Raw genomic sequence first — 16,870 nt, 5'->3', positions numbered from 1 at the left:
GGGACCGCCGGCCGTCCTCCCCGTACGACTTCCTCGACCCCTTGTAGTACTTGAGACGGAGGCCCGGGAACCCCTCTCAGCGGGGACGCCCCCGGTCACCCGGTCGGCCTAACGTGTGACCGTGACCGAGACGACCCACACCTACCCCGCGGCCCCGCCGCCCGGGGACGGGGCCAAGACCCGCAGCCCGGAGTACCGGCTGGCCCAGAACGCTCTGCGCGGGCTGCGCCACGACCTGTTCGAGGACGCCTTCGCCTACCGGCCGCTGCCGCGCCGGCGGACGGACGGCCCGTTCGTCCGCCGGCTGCCCGGCCGGCTGAGATCCTCCGCGGAACATCTCCCGCACGCGCTGGTGGGGGCGGTCGCGCTGCTCACCCTGTGCGCCGGCGCGCTGGCGGGCGGCCTGCCCGGCGGGGACGTACTGGCTCTGCTGGCCGGCCTGCTGTGCGCGGTCCCGGTGCTCGCCACGCTGGTCCGGCCGGTCGGCGCGTTCTGGCTGTCGCTGGCGGTGACCCCGGTGGTCGCGGTCCTCAACGGCAGCGGAACCGAATGGCCGTGGATGCCCGGCGCGTTCGTCTGCCACCTGGCGGTGCTGATCGTCGTGGCGCTGCGCACCCGGCCCCGCACCGCCGCCTGGATGTGGGTCCTGACCGCCGCGTACGCCTTCCTCTCGGACATCGTTTTCGGCGGGTCGTACTACTACACGAACAGCGGGCCCATGATGGTGACGTCCGCCTTCGCCCTGCTCGTGGTCTCCCTCCGGCACGTCCGTCACACCGCCCAGCAGGAGGTGACCGCCCAGCAGACGGTCACCGCGCAGGAACGCTCCCGGCGCACGCTCCTCGAGGAGCGCACCACCATCGCCCGTGAGCTGCACGACGTGGTCGCCCACCACATGTCGGTCGTCGCCATCCAGGCCGAGGCCGCGCCCTACCGGGTGGAGAACCCGCCGCCCGAGCTGGAACGCGCCTTCGCCACCATCCGGGAGAACGCGGTGGCCGCCCTCACCGAGCTGCGCCGCGTCCTCGGCGTGGTCCGCGCCGAGGACTACGAGGTCCCCGACGCCCCGCAGCCCACCCTCGCCGACCTGGACGCCCTGCTCGCCAATGTGCGGGACACCGGTCTGGACGTGGAGAAGGTGGTGACCGGGGCGGTGCGCGAGCTGCCGCAGGGCGTGGAGCTGTCGGCGTACCGGATCGTGCAGGAGGCGCTCAGCAACAGTCTGCGCCACGCGCCCGGGGCGAGCGCCCGGGTCGAGATCGGGTACGTCCTCGGCGGCCTCGGCCTGCGCGTGGTCAACGGCCCGGCGCCCGCACCGAACCTGCTGAAGCCCTCGCCCGGCGCCGGGCACGGCGTCACCGGTATGCGCGAGCGGGTCACCATGCTGAACGGCGAGATGACGGCCGGCCCGACCGACGACGGTGGCTACGAGGTCGCGGTGTTCCTGCCGGTCGCCTCGGTGAACGAAGGTGACGCATGAGCGGCGACGACCGCACCATCCGCGTCCTGATCGCGGACGACCAGATGATGGTGCGCGAGGGCTTCTCGGTCCTGCTGAACGCGATGCCGGGCATCGAGGTCGCCGGCGAGGCCGTCAACGGCCGGCAGGCGGTGGAGCGGGTCCGCGAACTCGCCCCCGACGTCGTGCTGATGGACATCCGCATGCCCGAACTGAACGGCATCGAGGCGACCCGCGAGATCGTCGCCGCCGACGGTGCCGCGAAGGTGCTGGTGCTGACCACCTTCGACCTCGACGAGTACGTCTACCAGGCGCTGCGCGCGGGCGCCTCCGGCTTCCTCCTCAAGGACGCCTCCGCCCGCCAACTCGCCGACGGGGTGAGGGTGGTCGCCTCCGGGGAGGCGCTGCTCGCCCCCACGGTGACCAAGCGGCTGATCACCGAGTTCTCCAAGCTGTCCGAGGCCCCGCGGCTGATGCCGTCCGCGCACGCGGCCTACGGCGACCTGACCGAGCGGGAGACGGAGGTGCTGGTGCTCATCGCGCAGGGTCTGTCGAACGCGGAGATCGCCGGGCGGCTGGTGGTCGCCGAGTCGACGATCAAGACGCACGTGAGCCGCATCCTGGTGAAACTGGGCCTCCGCGACCGCACCCAGGCCGCGGTCTTCGCCTACGAGGCGCGGCTGGTGACACCGGGCTGACGGGGCTGACCGGCGAGTTCGCACCACACGTACTTGCCCCGGTTGCCGAATCGGGAGAGCGGCTGCCGGCCCCACAGGTCGGAGCAGGCCCTGACCAGGGCAAGCCCCCGGCCGCCCTCATCGATGACGCTGCCGTTCAACTCCGCCGGAGCGTCCGGCGGTTCGGGGTCCGCGTCCCACGCGCCGATCCGCAGCACGCCGGCCGACCAGCGCACCCGCAGTGCGGCGGGCCCCTTAAGTGGAGATGGCGTCGTTGGACCCTGCGGCGTCGAGGGATTTCATCCACCGGTTGGCCAAGGAACTGTGAGGCGCCGCATGAGTCAAACCCTGCGCCGGCGGAAGTCCAGCTACTCGGGCGGCGGTGAGGGCGACACCTGTGTAGAGATCGCGGAGTCGCAACCCCGTATAGCCATACGCGACTCCAAGGCTCCTGCCCGCGACTCCCTCTCCGTCCCCGCCCTCTCCTTCGCGGCCTTCGTCGAGCACGTGAAGCGAAACGCTCGACCAGGGGCATGACCCCGGGCGTTCAGTGGCCTCCCCGGTTCTTGACGCAAGGGCCCGTCCCCGGTTGGGGCTCGATGTAGGCGCCGTGCACCTCGCTGGTCAGCTCGTCCTTCGTCACGTAACCGGACACGCACACGACTCCCGTGTGGACGCTGTAGAACCCGGGCCCGATGTACATGCCGTGCTCCTCGCCGCAGCCGAGACGGCTCAGCGCCGCTGCGATCCGCTCCTCGCCGAAGGCGCCGTGTCCACCGGCACCGCCTTCCTTCCGGACCTTCTCCAGCTCCTCGCGGATGAGCTTCGCCGACGCCTGCCCTCGGGCACGCTCGTCCGGCGTCAGGGACGCTTGCATGCGGTAGGCGTGGTTCTCGGCATAGTGGGGAGCCTGGTCCCCGCTCTCCCCGTTCCCCTCCTGGCGTGTGCCGGTCACGCTCGGAACGGGAGGAGACGGCGGATCCGAAGGCACCTCGACGGGCTCCGCGCACATCGGCCGGGGCGTGAAGGAGGGCGGCGGACTCGCCGACTGCGCCTGCTCGCCCCGCTGGGTTCCACACGCGGCCGCGGTGACCGCGACCAGGGAGACGGCGGCTGCCGCGACTGATCGTCTGATGAACATGGCCAGAGTTTCCCGCCTTGTACGGCAGGCGCCATGAGCGCGGGTACGCATCCGGCCAAGGTGCTGTGCGAGGCACTGTCCGGTCTCGCGCCGCAGGTCACAAGGGGCAGCCCTTGCCGGCCCTTCCTGTCCCCGTCGGGAAACCGCTTTTGATGAGGGCTCTGGGCAGGGGCCCGCTCGGCGGCCTATGGTCCGTCCATGACGGCTGAATCCGACCTTGCGTTCGACCCGTGGGACCCGGCGTTCCTCGCCGACCCGTATCCCGCCTACGCCGAGTTGCGGGAACGGGGCCGGGTGCACTGGTTCGAGCCGACGAACCAGTGGCTGGTTCCGCACCACGCGGACGTCTCCGCGCTGCTGCGCGAGAGGCGCCTGGGACGGACGTACCAGCACCGCTTCACCCACGAGGAGTTCGGCCGGACCGCCCCGCCACCCGAGCAGGAGCCGTTCCACACCCTCAACGACCACGGCATGCTCGACCTGGAGCCGCCGGACCACACCCGCATCCGGCGTCTGGTGTCGAAGGCGTTCACGCCGCGCACCGTGGAGCGGCTGAAGCCGTACGTCGAGGGGCTCGCGGCGGACCTGGTGTCCGCCCTGGTCGACGCGGGCGGCGGCGACCTGCTGCGGGACGTCGCCGAACCGCTCCCGGTCGCGGTGATCGCCGAGATGCTGGGCATCCCGGAGTCCGACCGGGCCCCCTTGCGTCCCTGGTCGGCGGACATCTGCGGGATGTACGAGCTGAAGCCGTCGGGGGAGTCGGCGACGAAGGCCGTTCGGGCCTCGGTCGAGTTCTCGGAGTATCTCCGGGAGCTGATCGCCGAGCGTCGCGAGAAGCCCGGCGACGACCTGATCTCGGGCCTGATCGCGGCCCACGACGAGGACGACCGCCTCACCGAGCAGGAGATGATCTCCACCTGCGTGCTCTTGCTGAACGCGGGCCACGAGGCGACGGTGAACTCCACGGTCAACGGCTGGGCGGCGCTGTTCCAGAACCCCGGTCAGCTGGCCGCCCTCCGCGCGGACCACTCCCTGGTCCCCTCCGCCGTGGAGGAGCTGATGCGCTACGACACCCCGCTCCAGCTCTTCGAGCGCTGGGTCCTGGACGACATCGAGATCGACGGCACGGTGATCCCCCGGGGTGCGGAGATCGCCATGCTCTTCGGCTCCGCCAACCACGACCCGGCCGTCTTCACCGACCCCGCCCGCCTGGACCTCACCCGCGCGGACAACCCGCACATCTCCTTCAGCGCCGGTATCCACTACTGCATCGGGGCACCCCTGGCCCGCATCGAACTCGCGGCGTCCATGAGGGCGTTGCTGGAGCAGGCTCCGACGCTGCGCCTGGCGGAGGAGCCGGAGCGGAAGCCGAACTTCGTGATCAGGGGACTGGAGGGGCTGGCGGTCGAGGTCTGATGCCACCGGCCCGGGCCGCGGCGCCCCTGGGAGGGCGGATTCCCGGGCCCGTTCTGCGAAGGGGGCCTCCGCGGTCCCGGGCCGCGGGGCCGGAGACGGGTGCCCCGCCGAAAACCGTGAGCAGTCGGCGGGCATGTGTCACTTAAGCGCTCAAATGAGCAGCATCAGGACAGTTATGGCCAAAGTGCTTACGGCTTCGGGACGGTGTGTCCTCCCCGGAGCGTGGGCGAGTGTCCCGGCATCGCCCACGTCGAGACCGCCGTCCCACCGGGCAGGGGGCTGCGGCACGGCTACTTCGTCTCCAGGTCCCGTCGCCGGAAGCCCGCCAGGCCCAGCCACACCAGGCCGGCGGCGACGAGGGACAGCAGGAGCAGCGGGGTCCAGTCCATGTCCGCGGCGGGGAGCCGGGGGACATGGCCGAACGGGGAGAGGTTGTTCATCCAACCCGGGAACTGGAGGATCTGGCCGAGGTAGCCGACCACGAAGGCGTACACCGGCACGATCCAGGCCGCCTGGCTCGCCTGCGGGAACCAGCCGAAGAGGACCACGGCCACGCCGACCGTGACCCACAGGGCGGGCGCGTAGGCGAGGGCCGCGCCCACCAGGTCCGGCAGCAGCCCGGCGTCACCGGTCGAGGCCGCGCCCGCGATGCCGAAGCCGAGCCCGGCCAGCAGCAGCACGACCGTACCGCCGCCCATGGCCACGGCCAGGTGGCCGCCGACCCAGCGGGCGCGCGAGAGGCCGGTGGCTAGGAGGGGTTCGGCACGGCCGGCCGTCTCCTCGGAGCGGGGCCGCAGGGCCGCCATGACGACGTACACCGCCGCCACGACCGTGAGGACGACCATGACCATGGAGGCGAAGGACTCGGCGACGCCGGCACCGCCGATGCGGTCCAGGGCCTCCTGGATCTGGTCGATGTCCTTCAGCATGTCCTCGGCGTCCCCGAGGATCGACCCGTACATCGCCCCCATCAGGAACAGGCCCGCGCCGAAGCCGATCAGCATGCCGCGGTGCAGCCGCAGGGCGAAGCCGAGCGGTGTGGTGAGCGCGTCGGAGGCCGTGGGGCGGCCCAGCTTCTCCGGACGCAGGCCCGCGCCCACGTCCCGCCGGGTGGAGAGCGCGAAACCCGCCGCCGCGCACGCCACCGCGAGGGCCAGGCAGAGCAGCAGCGGCCACCAGCGGTTGTCGACGTACGGGTAGCTGCGCTGCACCCAGCCGATCGGGGACAGCCAGGACAGGGCGGCGTTCTCGCCGCTGTCACCGGCGGCACGCAGCACGTAGGCGACGCCGACGACCGCGAGCGCCATGCCGGAGGCGCCGCGGGTGTGCGCGGTGAGCTGGACGGTGACCGCGGAGACGGCGGCGAAGACGAGGCCGACGGCGGCGTGGCCGAAGCCGTAGAGCAGCGAGCCCGCCGTGTCGATGCCCTCCATCCCCAGGCCGGCCAGGCCGAAGGCCAGCAGCAGGGCGAGGGCGAGGTTGGCCAGGACGGCGACGGACAGGGCGGCGGCGAGGTGGGCGTGGCGGCCCACGACGGTCGAGCGCACCAGCTCGGCGCGGCCGGTCTCCTCCTCGGCGCGGGTGTGCCGGGTGATGATCAGCACGCTCATGAGGCCGACGAGGACGGCCATGAAGCCGAGCATCTGGTGGGCCAGCATGGAGCCGAAGGCGTAGTCGTCGAGGTAGTGGCGGGGGCCGGACATGGCGAGGCCGGCCGGGCTGCCCATGCTCCTGGCGGCGTTCGCCCGGTCCTGCGGGTCGCTGTACAGCGTGCTGAAGCTGTTCGCCGTCATGAGGGTGCCGAGGAGCAGGGCCAGGATCCACACCGGGAACCGGATCCGGTCCCGGCGCAGGGCGAAGCGGATCAGCGTCCGGGTCCCGGCCAGCGCGTTGCCGCCCGCGACCTGTCCGACGGATGCCGGAGCCTCGGGGGCGGTGGTCGCGGTGGTCATCGCAGGTCTCCGTCCGTACGCTGCCCGTCCGTACGCTGCCCGTCCGTACGCTGCCCGTCCGTGCCGTGCCCCTTCGCACGGTGCCCGTTGGCGGCGAGTTCGCTGCCGTAGTGGCGGAGCATCAGCTCCTCCAGGGTCGGCGGGTGGCTGATGAGACTGCGGATGCCGAACTCGGTGAGCTTGCGGACCGCTCCGTCGACCTGGCTGCCGTCGACGGCGAAACGGACCCGGCCGCCGGCCTCGTCGAGGGTCTGGAGGCCGTGGACGCCGGGCAGGTCGCCGAGGCCGGCGGCCGGTCGCTCGGTCTCCGCCTCGATGGTGGTGCGGGTCAGGTGGCGCAGCTCGCCGAGGGTGCCGGACTGGACGGTGCGCCCCAGCCGGATGATGCTCACGCGGTCGGCGAGCTTCTCCACCTGGGCCAGGATGTGGCTGGAGAGCAGGACGGTCCTGCCGGCTTCCTTGGCCTCGCCGATGACGTCCTGGAAGACGACCTCCATGAGCGGGTCCAGTCCCGCGGTCGGCTCGTCGAGCAGCAGCAGCTCGGCGTCGGAGGCGAGCGCGGCGACGATGGCGACCTTCTGCCGGTTGCCCTTGGAGTAGGCGCGGCCCTTCTTGGTCGGGTCCAGGTCGAAGCGCTCGACGAGCTCGGCGCGCCGCTTCCCGTCCAGGCCGCCGCGCAGCCGCGCCAGCAGGTCGATGGCCTCGCCGCCGGTGAGGTTCGGCCACAGTTCGACGTCGCCGGGGACATAGGCGAGGCGGCGGTGGAGCTCCACGGCGTCCGCCCACGGATCGCGGCCGAGCACCTGGGTGGCGCCCGCGTCCGCACGCAGCAGACCGAGCAGGACGCGGAGGGTGGTGGACTTGCCGGAGCCGTTCGGGCCCAGGAAGCCGTGGACCTCGCCGGGCTCGACCTCCAGGTCGAGACCGTCGAGCGCGCGCGTGCGTCCGAACGACTTGTGGAGTCCGGACACGGTGATGGCCTTCGTCATGCTTCGGAACGTACGCTGGTTTCACGAATTTGTGAAGTTAACGAAGTGCGTGAATATAGGGCTAAACTGTCCCGACCTTGCTTGAGCAGCGGATATGTCACGGGCGCGCTGAGCGGGGCGGCAGAACACGTACAGGCCGGACGAGAGATGAGCAGGTCATGACCGAGGAAACGGGGCGGCCGGAGCGGGACCCCGAGGGGGTCTCCCGGTTCGTCGAGCACTTCGCGGCGCAGTTGGTGATGGCCGGAATGCCGCGCATGCCGGCCAGGGTCTTCGCGGCCCTGCTGGTGTCGGACACCGGGGCCGGCGGCTCCGCCGAACTGGGGGAGACGCTGCGGATCTCGCCCGCCGCGGTCTCCGGGGCGGTGCGCTACCTGGACCAGCAGCACCTGGTCTCCCGGGAACGGGAACCCGGCTCGCGCCGCGAGCGCTACCGGGTGCACGGCGACCAGTGGTACGAGGCCCTCACCAACCGCGAGGCCGTCATCCGGCGCTGGCAGGACGCGCTGCGCGAGGGTGTGGCCAGCGTGGGTCCCGACAGTCCGGCGGGCCGCCGGCTGGGGGAGACGCTGGCCTTCTTCGAGTTCGTGGAGAAGGAGATCGAGACGATCATGGAGCGGTGGCGGGCCCACCGGGACGAGACCTTCGGCCGGGGGTGAGGGGGGCGACCCCGAAGCCGGACGCGTCTGCGTGAGTGATCGAATACTCTGGGTGATGGATGGTCCGTTTCAAGGGGAGGGCGCATCATGACAGTCATGGCAGAGCGACCGACGGCAAGCGGCACCGAGCTCGGCAACTTCGAGGAACTGCTGGACCTTCTCGACGAGCTGCACCTGCGCGACGGCTTCAAAGCCGAGATCATCAGGGGGAACGTCGTTGTGTCGCCGTGGTCGAAGGGCTATTACCACCGTGTGATGCACCTGGTGTGCAAACAGCTCGAGCCGTACCTTCCGGAAGGACACCTGATCGACCGGGCACCGACGTTGTATGTCTTCCCGGGGGAGGCATGTGCCTATGGGCCGGACATTCATGCGGTGCACGAGCAGGCCCTCGAGACGGAGGGCAACCGTCTGGACGGCGAGGCTCTGTCCTTCGTTGCCGAACTGACCTCTCCCTCCACCCGGAACGACGATCTGACCGACAAGGTCGAGGTCTACGGCAGGGCGGGCATCCCCGTGTATCTCATCCTCGACATGCAGGAACAGCAGGCCACCGTCTACGGATCCCCGTCGCCGCAGGGCTACCAGATCCGCATCAGCAAGCCGTTCGGCGAAAAGCTCTTGATCCCCGATCCCTTCGGTTGCCTCCTCGACACGAGCGGGTTCCACCGGCCCCACGAGGGCACTGAAACCTGACTCACACCGGCAGCGTCAGCCCCCAGGCGTCCTCCCGGGCCACCCACGTCCGGGTGCCCACCGGCCCCGACACCAGTCCGTCCGCCCGGTAGCGGAAGTGCGCTCCCGACACCGTCACCGTGTGTCCCTCGGCCAGCAGCGGCGACGCCTCCGCGCCGACGGAGACCGGCCGCACCTCGACCCGGGCGATCCCGCCGGGGCCGGGGACGATGGAGACGGCCTCCACCGGCTGGTGCAGGTCGACGAGTGTCCGCCCGTCGACCTCCACCCGCAGCCGGGCCGGCCCGCCCTCGGGGGCGGAGGCCACCCGGGGCGGCCTGACCGGCACCAGGGTCCGTACCAGGGACTGGCAGGTCCGCAGCCACGGACGCTGCCCCGCCCCGAGGGCCCCGTCGGTGTCCTCGGCCTCTTCGGCGTCCTCCTCCCGCACCCGGGCGGCGCCGACCGGCGGAATCCGTACCGCGCCGAGCACCACGCCGTCGCTGTCGTCCACCAGCAGGTTCATCCGCCGCTCGGCGCCGTCCAGCACGGCGCGCGCCGCGGCCACCGCCCCCGTGGGCACCCCCAGCGACCGGGCGAGCGACAGCGCGCCCCCGACCGGCACCAGGGACAGCGCGCAGCCGGTCAGCTCCCGCTGCCGGTGCAGCAGTCCCACCGCCCGCATCAGGGCCCGGTCGTCGCCGACCAGCACCGGGCGCCGGGAGCCCCGCCGGGCGAGCGCGCGGGCGAATTCCTCCGGGCCGTCCGGTAGGCACACCTTCGTCGTCGCACCCCCGCTGAGCACGTCTTTCGCGATACGTACGGACTCGCCGTCGCTGCGGCGGGCGACCGGATCGATGACCACCAGGAGCTGATCGGACGTCGGGGAAGTCGCCACCTCGGCCATGCCTCGCTTCCTCGGGTAGCATCTTTGTGCAAGAGCCCCTTGCGCTGTTGCGCAGGGGCTTCGTCTATTCCGGGGCATACGGTCCGACGGTTGGCGGCCAACGGTGGTCGCGGTGTGTGCGCGGCGGAGATCCTCCGCGTACGCCCCTGACCCTGGACATGCCCCGCCCGGAAGGGGTGTACGCGCGTGCCCGCACTTGTGCTGCTCGGTGCTCAGTGGGGTGACGAAGGCAAGGGAAAGGCGACGGACCTGCTCGGCGGATCCGTCGACTACGTGGTGCGTTACCAAGGCGGTAACAACGCCGGCCACACGGTGGTCGTGGGCGACCAGAAATACGCCCTCCACCTGCTCCCTTCCGGAATCCTTTCTCCCGGTTGCACTCCCGTCATCGGCAACGGTGTCGTCGTCGACCCCTCCGTCCTGTTCTCCGAGCTGAGCGGGCTGAACGAGCGCGGCGTCGACACGTCCAAGCTCCTGATCAGCGGCAACGCACACATCATCACGCCGTACAACGTGACGGTGGACAAGGTGACGGAGCGCTTCCTCGGCAAGCGCAAGATCGGCACCACGGGTCGCGGCATCGGTCCGACCTACGCCGACAAGATCAACCGTGTCGGCATCCGGGTCCAGGACCTGTACGACGAGTCGATCCTCACCCAGAAGGTGGAGGCGGCGCTCGACGTCAAGAACCAGATGCTCACCAAGTTCTACAACCGGCGCGCGATCGCCACGGACCAGGTGGTCGGGGAGCTGCTGGGCTACGCCGAGAAGCTGCGCCCGTACGTCGCCGACACCGTGCTGGTCCTCAACCAGGCGCTGGAGCAGGACAAGGTGGTCCTCTTCGAGGGCGGCCAGGGCACCCTGCTCGACATCGACCACGGCACGTACCCCTTCGTCACCTCGTCGAACCCGACCGCGGGCGGCGCCTGCACGGGCGCCGGCGTGGGCCCGACGAAGATCACCCGGGTCATCGGCATCCTGAAGGCGTACACGACCCGCGTCGGCGCCGGCCCGTTCCCGACGGAACTCTTCGACGAGGACGGCGAGGCCCTGCGCCGCATCGGCGGCGAGCGCGGCGTCACCACCGGCCGCGACCGCCGCTGCGGCTGGTTCGACGCGGTCATCGCCCGCTACGCGACCCGCGTGAACGGCCTGACCGACTTCTTCCTCACCAAGCTCGACGTCCTCACCGGCTGGGAGCAGATCCCGGTCTGCGTGGCCTACGAGATCGACGGCAAGCGCGTCGAGGAGCTCCCGTACTCCCAGACGGACTTCCACCACGCGAAGCCCGTCTACGAGATGCTCCCCGGCTGGTCCGAGGACATCACCGGCGCGAAGTCCTTCTCCGACCTGCCGAAGAACGCCCAGGCGTACGTCAAGGCCCTGGAGGAGATGTCCGGCGCCCCGATCTCCGCGATCGGCGTGGGACCGGGCCGCGAGGAGACGATCCAGATCAACTCGTTCCTGTAGTCCGGCCCTGCCGGACCCCGCCGCACCGTGACGTCCCGGTGGCCCGTCCAGGGTCACCGGGACGTTCTCGTGTCCGGGGCGCCGGGGGAGCCGAGGCGGCCCGGGGTGTCCGGGACGTCCGGGGCGAGCCGGCCCGCGCCCGGGGCTCAGCTGAAGACGATCATCGAGCCCTGGGCCAGGCTGCGCGTGGCCGCCGCGTGCAGGCCGAGCCAGACGTGGCGTTCGCGGGCGAAAGGGCTGGGGTCGTACGGCGCCGGGACGGCGGGCTCCTCCAGCTCGGTCGGTCCCTGCGGGGGTTCCGGCGCGGCCGGCGGGTTCGCGGGGTCGATGCCGAGGGCGGGGGCGACGACCTCCAGTTCCCGCAGCAGCGCGTGGGAGGAGCCCAGCGGGCCGCCGCCCGCGAGGAGTTCGTCGCTGGAGAGCGGGTGCGGGAAGTCCACGGGCACGTAGGCCCCGGCGTGGTCGTAGTGCCAGACCAGGTGCGACTGCTGGGCCGTCGACTCGAACATCTCCAGCAACTGCTCGTAGTCGCCGCCCAGCTCGCCCACCGGTGTGACCGGCAGTCCGCACACCTGGAGCAGATACGTGCGCCGCAGGAAGTGCAGCGCGTCGTAGTCGAAGCCCGCGACCGGGGCGACCTCGCCGGACAGCCCCGGCATGTACTGGTACACCGGTACCGGCGGCAGCCCGGCCCCGGCCAGTACCTCGTTGTACTGCGCGAGTTCTTCGGCGAACGGATTGTCGGGGGTGTGGCACAACACGTCGACGAGCGGTACCAGCCACAGGTCACAGGCCAAAGAGGGCTCCTCGCATAGCGCGTCCACCACATCCGGTACGTCCGGTACATCCAGTACGGCGGTCAGGGAAGGGTACCGGCGGGGCACGAGGGTGGCTCCCCTCGTGCAGATCCTCTACCCATACGAACACAGACGACGCGGGGCCCGGACCCCGGGCTCCCCCTCGCACCGGCTCCGGGCCGTTCAGTCCGCGGGGAGCCGTTCGACGAGGGCCAGGGAGTGGGCGTTGTACGACGCGACGACCGCGCGGGCGGAATCGGTGTCACGGCGCACCAGCGCGTCGACCAGATCGGTGTGTTCGGACCACAGCTGCCCCCGCAGATCGGGCAGGCGCCGCAGGTGCTGGACCACGCAGACCCAGGTCTGGACGCGGATCCGGTGCAGGAAGGCGGTGAGGTGGGGGTTGCCGAACAGGGCCACGAGTTCGCGCCAGAAGCGCAGGTCGTAGCCGATCAGTACGGTGAGTTCGCCGGCGAGGGCCGAACGCTGGGCCTCCTCCCCGCGCCGCCGGACTCCGGCGAGCGCGGCGGCGACCCGCGGTTCCTCGGGCCGCAGGCGCGCCAGGCGGCCGTGGGCGTCGGTCAGGGCGTGGAACATCCCGTCGATCACCAGCACGCGGGCCTCGATCATGCCGCGGAAGTCGTCGACGGAGTACTCGTGCACCCGGAAGCCCCGGTGCTGGTCGGAGTCGAGCAGCCCCTGCGCCGACAGGTCGACCAGCGCCTCCCGTACGGGGGTCGCGGAGACCCCGTACTGGTCGGCGATCTCCTTGACGGTGAACTCCTGCCCCGGCTCCATCCGCCCGGACAGCACCTCTTCACGGAGGGCGTCGGCGATCTGCTGCCGCAGCGTGCTGCGCGTCACCGCGCCGTTGCCGCTGATGCCGGGCATGCTCGGGCGTCTCCCTGGTCGTGTCCGAGTGGCGTGACCGTGCCACGGGTGGGGGTGGTGCGTGGGCCCCACGCACCGGCCGCGTGCATCCGGCCCACGCGCCGGCCGCGTGCATCCGGCCCGCGCGGAGGCCGCGTGCATCCGGCGCACGCGTCCGTCCACGGTCACGCCACTTTACGTGTTCGAGTGACCCATGCCTGTTCGAACGACCGGGTCATCTCCTCACGGTCGGTCCGTGAACTCGTCCGCCGCCGACAGCGCCGAGTCCAGCGCGGCCAGGCCCTCCTTCAGCTCGGCCTCGCTCACGTTGCACGGCGGGACGACGTGGGTGCGGTTCATGTTCACGAAGGGCCACAGCCCGGCCGCCTTCGCGGCGGCGGCGAAGGCGGCCATGGGGGCGCCCGCCTCGCCGGTCGCGTTGTAGGGGACCAGTGGCTCCCGGGTCTCCCGGTTCCGCACCAGTTCCAGCGCCCAGAACATGCCGACCCCGCGGACCTCGCCCACGCTGGGGTGCCGCTCCGCCAGCTCGCGCAGCGCCGGCCCGACGACGGACGCGCCCAGCCGGGCCGCGTTCTCGACGATGCCCTCCTCGGCCATGGCGTTGATCGTCGCGACGGCCGCGGCGCAGGCCAGCGGGTGCCCGGAGTAGGTGAGCCCGCCCGGGTACGGCCGCTTCGCGAACGTCTCGGCGATCGCTCCGGAGATCGCGACGCCGCCGAGCGGTACGTAGCCGGAGTTGACGCCCTTCGCGAAGGTCATCAGGTCCGGCACGACGTCGTACAGGTCCGCCGCGAACCAGGTGCCGGTCCGGCCGAACCCGGCCATCACCTCGTCCAGGACGAAGACGATCCCGTACGTGTCGCACAGCTCCCGCACGCCGGCGAGGTAACCGGGCGGCGGCGGCATGATGCCCGCCGTCCCCGGAATGGTCTCCAGGACGATCGCCGCGATCGTCGACGGCCCCTCGAAGGCGATCGTCGTCTCCAGGTGTTCCAGCGCCCGCGCGCACTCCTCTTCCTCCGTCTGCGCGTAGAAGCGGGAGCGGTACAGGAAGGGCGCCCAGAAGTGCACGACCCCGGCCGTGCCGCTGTCGGAGGCCCAGCGGCGCGGGTCGCCGGTGAGGTTCACGGCCTGCTGGGTGCCGCCGTGGTACGAGCGGTACGCGGAGAGCACCTTGGGCCGCCCGGTGTGCAGCCGCGCCATCCGGACGGCGTGCTCGACGGCGTCCGCGCCCCCGTTGGTGAAGAAGACCTTGTCCAGGTCGCCCGGCGTCCGTTCGGCGATCAGCCGGGCCGCCTCCGACCGCGCCTCGACGGCGAACGCGGGCGCGAACGTCGTCATCCGTCCGGCCTGCTCCTGGATCGCGGCGACGACCTTGGGGTGCTGGTAGCCGACGTTGGTGAAGACGAGCCCGCTGGTGAAGTCGAGGTAGCGCCGGCCTTCGTAGTCCCAGAAGTACGACCCCTCGGCTCCGGCGACGGCGAGCGGGTCGATCAGCTCCTGCGCGGACCAGGAGTGGAAGACGTGGGCGCGGTCGGCGGCCTTCACGGCGGCCCCGGCGTCGGGGTTCGGCTGTGCAGTCATACGGGCGAGCGTAAGACGTGACCCCTCATTTTTGACAGCATGCTGCATGCCTGTCAGCATGCTGTCATGAAGGCCGGCCCGGCCCGGTCGGACCGGCCGGCCGTCACCGAGGCGACCCCCATCCACCGGCGCACCCAGGGAGCGGTCATGACCCGCAGGCCCGTCCATCTCGCCGTCTACGACACCTACGCCGACTGGGAGACCGGTCACACCACCGCGCACCTCGCCCTCGCCGGGTACGAGGTCCGTACCGTCGCGCCCACCGGGGCGCCCGTCACCAGTGCCGGCGGGCTGCGCGTGCTGCCCGACCTCGCGCTCGGCGCACTGCGGCCCGAGGACAGCGCGCTGCTGATCCTCACCGGAGCCCGTCTCTGGGACGAGGGCGACGACCTCGTCCCCTTCGCCCGCACCGCCCGCGCCTTCCTCGACGCCGGTGTGCCCGTCGCCGCCATCTGCGGCGCCACCGCCGGACTCGCCCGCGAGGGCTTGCTCGACGAGCGGGCGCACACCGGCGCCGCCTCCTTCCACCTGGCCGCGACCGGTTACGCGGGCGGCGCGCGGTACGTCGAGGCCGACGCCGTCACCGACGGCGGACTGGTCACCGCCGGACCCACCGAACCCGTCGCCTTCGCCCGCGAGATCTTCCGGCTGCTCGGCGCCTACGACGAACCGGCGATCGACGCCTGGTACCGGCTCTTCCACGACTCCGACCCCCAGGCGTACGCCGAGCTCGAGGAGGCCCTGGGCCGGTGAGCCGGGAACAGCAGGATCTGCTCAGCCGCGGCGCGCTCGGCGCCTTCCGGCTGAACGGCGAGTTCCTCGCGGTCGCCGAGGAACTCGCCCGGCCCGCCGGACTCACCGCCGCCCGGTGGCAGGTGCTCGGCGCGGTCCTCCAAGAACCCCTGCCGGTCTCCGGCATCGCCCGCGTCATGGGCATCACCCGGCAGAGCGTGCAGCGCATCGCCGACCTGCTGGTCGAGCGCGGTCTCGCCGAGTACCGGCCCAATCCGGCGCACCGCCGCGCCAAACTCCTCGCCGTCACCGAGCGGGGCCGCGCCGCCGTCGGCGGGATCGGCCCCGGCCACGCGGCCTTCGCGCAACGGCTCGCGGAGGCGTTCGGCGAAGCCGAACTCGCACAGGCGGTCCAGACATTGGAACGCCTGTGCGCGGTGCTCGACGACCTCGGTCCGCCTGTTACGGAACCGTAGACGACACCCAGCTCACCCCGGACCGTGCCCGGTTTATCCTCGGGCTGTTGCTCACGGCGGGGGAAGGCGGCGCAACAATGGAGAAGCACGGACCGGGGGACGCGGCGGGGGACCAGGGCGCTCGGCACCCCGGCAGAATCGGCGCGTACCGGTTGCTCGCGCGGCTCGGGGCCGGCGGCATGGGGGAGGTCTACCTCGCCCGCTCCGACCGGGGACGCACCGTCGCCGTCAAGCTGGTGCGCGAGGAACTGGCCCAGCAGGAGGAGTTCCGGGCCCGCTTCCGCCAGGAGGTGCAGAACGCCCGGCAGGTCGGCGGCGACTGGACCGCGCCGGTACTGGACGCGGACACCGAGGCCCCGGTGCCCTGGGTCGCCACCGGATACGTCGCCGGGCCCAGCCTCCAGCAGGTCGTCGGGCACGACCACGGCGCACTGCCCGAGCGGTCGGCCCGCATTCTCGCCGCGGGTCTCGCCCACGCGCTGAAGGACATCCACGCCGCCGGCATCGTGCACCGCGACCTCAAGCCGTCCAACGTGCTCGTCACCATCGACGGGCCGCGCGTCATCGACTTCGGGATCGCGCGGGCCCTGGAGACCGTGACCGACGGCGGCCTCACCCGCACCGGGGCGCTGGTCGGCTCGCCCGGGTTCATGGCACCGGAGCAGGTGCGCGGCGACCGCATCACCCCCGCCTGCGACGTCTTCTGCCTCGGTTCCGTGCTCGCCTACGCCGCCACCGGCGAGCTTCCCTTCGGCACCGCCAACAGCGGGGTGCACGCCCTGATGTTCCGCATCGCCGAGGAGGAACCCGACCTCGGCCGGGTCCCCGAGGGCCTCGCCGGCCTGGTGAAGGACTGCCTCAGGAAGGACCCCGCCCAGCGGCCCACCCTCGACCAGATCCTGCTGCGCACCGGCGCCAGCGGGTCCTCCGCGTCCAGGAGCTGTACGGCGTGCCGGCCGAGCTGGGCGACCAGGGCGCCCGGCAGCCAGGGCTCGCGGGAGCGGCCGTCGGCGACGGTCTCCTCGGCGCCGGTGCGCAGCAGGAT

Annotated in this window: 17 protein-coding genes and 1 pseudogene; 10 read left to right on the top strand and 8 right to left on the bottom strand. The window is 71.8% G+C overall.

Annotated features, from left to right (window positions below):
• Nucleotides 1–121 precede the first annotated feature (121 nt).
• The gene (locus AOK11_RS17610) at nt 122–1,480 is read left to right on the top strand and encodes a sensor histidine kinase (RefSeq protein WP_055594682.1); all 1,359 of its coding nucleotides are present in this window, start codon (nt 122–124) and stop codon (nt 1,478–1,480) included.
• Nucleotides 1,477–2,157, top strand: coding sequence for a response regulator (locus tag AOK11_RS17605; protein ID WP_055594668.1), 681 nt, complete (start codon nt 1,477–1,479; stop codon nt 2,155–2,157). Before AOK11_RS17610 ends, AOK11_RS17605 begins: the two co-directional genes overlap by 4 nt.
• Here AOK11_RS17605 and AOK11_RS17600 read toward each other — a convergent pair.
• Nucleotides 2,127–2,393 (bottom strand): annotated as a pseudogene (locus tag AOK11_RS17600) (ATP-binding protein); the annotation flags it as partial. The gene AOK11_RS17605 and the pseudogene AOK11_RS17600 sit on opposite strands and share 31 nt — an antisense overlap.
• A 79-nt stretch (nt 2,394–2,472) precedes the next feature.
• Between AOK11_RS17600 and AOK11_RS40090 the strand changes: the two are divergent.
• Nucleotides 2,473–2,673, top strand: a complete 201-nt coding sequence (locus AOK11_RS40090) for a DUF397 domain-containing protein (protein ID WP_079034919.1) — start codon at nt 2,473–2,475, stop codon at nt 2,671–2,673.
• A 10-nt stretch (nt 2,674–2,683) separates the two neighbouring features.
• Here the strand turns inward: AOK11_RS40090 and AOK11_RS17595 are convergent, their stop codons facing one another.
• A complete protein-coding gene (locus AOK11_RS17595) occupies nt 2,684–3,091 on the bottom strand; it encodes a hypothetical protein (RefSeq protein ID WP_240497379.1) in 408 nt (135 codons plus the stop codon).
• A 384-nt stretch (nt 3,092–3,475) separates the two neighbouring features.
• On the opposite strand from AOK11_RS17595, the gene AOK11_RS17590 reads away from it, so the two are divergent.
• Nucleotides 3,476–4,693: a cytochrome P450 gene (locus AOK11_RS17590; RefSeq protein ID WP_055594666.1), complete on the top strand. Its 1,218-nt coding sequence runs from the start codon at nt 3,476–3,478 to the stop codon at nt 4,691–4,693.
• Between the two features lie 290 nt (nt 4,694–4,983).
• Here the strand turns inward: AOK11_RS17590 and AOK11_RS17585 are convergent, their stop codons facing one another.
• On the bottom strand, nt 4,984–6,645 hold the full coding sequence (locus AOK11_RS17585; protein WP_055594665.1) for an ABC transporter permease: 1,662 nt from the start codon (nt 6,643–6,645) through the stop codon (nt 4,984–4,986).
• Nucleotides 6,642–7,634 (bottom strand): ABC transporter ATP-binding protein, encoded by a 993-nt coding sequence (locus tag AOK11_RS17580; protein ID WP_055594664.1) that lies wholly within the window; start codon nt 7,632–7,634, stop codon nt 6,642–6,644. The genes AOK11_RS17585 and AOK11_RS17580 overlap by 4 nt, the downstream gene beginning before the upstream one ends.
• A gap of 158 nt (nt 7,635–7,792) precedes the next feature.
• Here AOK11_RS17580 and AOK11_RS17575 point away from each other — a divergent pair, with 158 nt between their 5' ends.
• Nucleotides 7,793–8,293 carry a GbsR/MarR family transcriptional regulator gene (locus AOK11_RS17575; protein ID WP_055594663.1) on the top strand — a complete coding sequence of 167 codons (501 nt, stop codon included), beginning with the start codon at nt 7,793–7,795 and terminating at the stop codon, nt 8,291–8,293.
• Between the two features lie 87 nt (nt 8,294–8,380).
• Complete coding sequence (locus AOK11_RS17570) at nt 8,381–8,989, top strand: Uma2 family endonuclease (RefSeq protein ID WP_055594662.1); 609 nt, start codon at nt 8,381–8,383, stop codon at nt 8,987–8,989.
• Between the two features lies 1 nt (nt 8,990).
• Here the strand turns inward: AOK11_RS17570 and AOK11_RS17565 are convergent, their stop codons facing one another.
• A complete protein-coding gene (locus AOK11_RS17565) occupies nt 8,991–9,875 on the bottom strand; it encodes a diacylglycerol kinase family protein (protein WP_055594661.1) in 885 nt (294 codons plus the stop codon).
• A 186-nt stretch (nt 9,876–10,061) separates the two neighbouring features.
• On the opposite strand from AOK11_RS17565, the gene AOK11_RS17560 reads away from it, so the two are divergent.
• Complete coding sequence (locus AOK11_RS17560; protein WP_055594660.1) at nt 10,062–11,345, top strand: adenylosuccinate synthase; 1,284 nt, start codon at nt 10,062–10,064, stop codon at nt 11,343–11,345.
• A 146-nt stretch (nt 11,346–11,491) separates the two neighbouring features.
• Here the strand turns inward: AOK11_RS17560 and AOK11_RS17555 are convergent, their stop codons facing one another.
• The 3 genes from AOK11_RS17555 to AOK11_RS17545 all read right to left on the bottom strand — a co-directional run bounded on the left by AOK11_RS17555 (nt 11,492) and on the right by AOK11_RS17545 (nt 14,617).
• Nucleotides 11,492–12,142 (bottom strand): hypothetical protein, encoded by a 651-nt coding sequence (locus AOK11_RS17555; RefSeq protein ID WP_055594659.1) that lies wholly within the window; start codon nt 12,140–12,142, stop codon nt 11,492–11,494.
• A gap of 183 nt (nt 12,143–12,325) precedes the next feature.
• Nucleotides 12,326–13,033, bottom strand: coding sequence for a GntR family transcriptional regulator (locus AOK11_RS17550; protein WP_055594658.1), 708 nt, complete (start codon nt 13,031–13,033; stop codon nt 12,326–12,328).
• Between the two features lie 222 nt (nt 13,034–13,255).
• On the bottom strand, nt 13,256–14,617 hold the full coding sequence (locus AOK11_RS17545; RefSeq protein WP_055594657.1) for an aspartate aminotransferase family protein: 1,362 nt from the start codon (nt 14,615–14,617) through the stop codon (nt 13,256–13,258).
• A gap of 147 nt (nt 14,618–14,764) precedes the next feature.
• Between AOK11_RS17545 and AOK11_RS17540 the strand changes: the two genes are divergently transcribed.
• From AOK11_RS17540 to AOK11_RS17530, 3 genes are all read left to right on the top strand, one after another.
• Nucleotides 14,765–15,370, top strand: a complete 606-nt coding sequence (locus AOK11_RS17540) for a DJ-1/PfpI family protein (RefSeq protein WP_055594680.1) — start codon at nt 14,765–14,767, stop codon at nt 15,368–15,370.
• Nucleotides 15,367–15,825, top strand: a complete 459-nt coding sequence (locus tag AOK11_RS17535; RefSeq protein ID WP_055594656.1) for a MarR family winged helix-turn-helix transcriptional regulator — start codon at nt 15,367–15,369, stop codon at nt 15,823–15,825. Before AOK11_RS17540 ends, AOK11_RS17535 begins: the two co-directional genes overlap by 4 nt.
• A gap of 77 nt (nt 15,826–15,902) precedes the next feature.
• A partial coding sequence (locus tag AOK11_RS17530; protein ID WP_240497378.1) for a serine/threonine-protein kinase occupies nt 15,903–16,870 on the top strand: 968 nt, incomplete at its 3' end.

Origin of the sequence: Streptomyces hirsutus (assembly GCF_001418415.1) — a bacterium.
Classification (GTDB): Bacteria; Actinomycetota; Actinomycetes; order Streptomycetales; family Streptomycetaceae; genus Streptomyces; species Streptomyces hirsutus.
This window is presented reverse-complemented; position numbering and strand designations above follow the sequence as displayed.

What these genes read in the sequence shown, in the direction of transcription:
- AOK11_RS17570 (WP_055594662.1), top strand. Translation starts at nt 8,381, where the DNA reads ATGACAGTCATGGCAGAGCGACCGACGGCAAGCGGCACCGAGCTCGGC.
- AOK11_RS17590 (WP_055594666.1), top strand. Translation starts at nt 3,476, where the DNA reads ATGACGGCTGAATCCGACCTTGCGTTCGACCCGTGGGACCCGGCGTTC.
- AOK11_RS17585 (WP_055594665.1), bottom strand. Translation starts at nt 6,645, where the DNA reads ATGACCACCGCGACCACCGCCCCCGAGGCTCCGGCATCCGTCGGACAG.
- AOK11_RS17605 (WP_055594668.1), top strand. Translation starts at nt 1,477, where the DNA reads ATGAGCGGCGACGACCGCACCATCCGCGTCCTGATCGCGGACGACCAG.
- AOK11_RS17550 (WP_055594658.1), bottom strand. Translation starts at nt 13,033, where the DNA reads ATGCCCGGCATCAGCGGCAACGGCGCGGTGACGCGCAGCACGCTGCGG.
- AOK11_RS17545 (WP_055594657.1), bottom strand. Translation starts at nt 14,617, where the DNA reads ATGACTGCACAGCCGAACCCCGACGCCGGGGCCGCCGTGAAGGCCGCC.
- AOK11_RS17565 (WP_055594661.1), bottom strand. Translation starts at nt 9,875, where the DNA reads ATGGCCGAGGTGGCGACTTCCCCGACGTCCGATCAGCTCCTGGTGGTC.
- AOK11_RS40090 (WP_079034919.1), top strand. Translation starts at nt 2,473, where the DNA reads ATGAGTCAAACCCTGCGCCGGCGGAAGTCCAGCTACTCGGGCGGCGGT.
- AOK11_RS17575 (WP_055594663.1), top strand. Translation starts at nt 7,793, where the DNA reads ATGACCGAGGAAACGGGGCGGCCGGAGCGGGACCCCGAGGGGGTCTCC.
- AOK11_RS17540 (WP_055594680.1), top strand. Translation starts at nt 14,765, where the DNA reads ATGACCCGCAGGCCCGTCCATCTCGCCGTCTACGACACCTACGCCGAC.
- AOK11_RS17580 (WP_055594664.1), bottom strand. Translation starts at nt 7,634, where the DNA reads ATGACGAAGGCCATCACCGTGTCCGGACTCCACAAGTCGTTCGGACGC.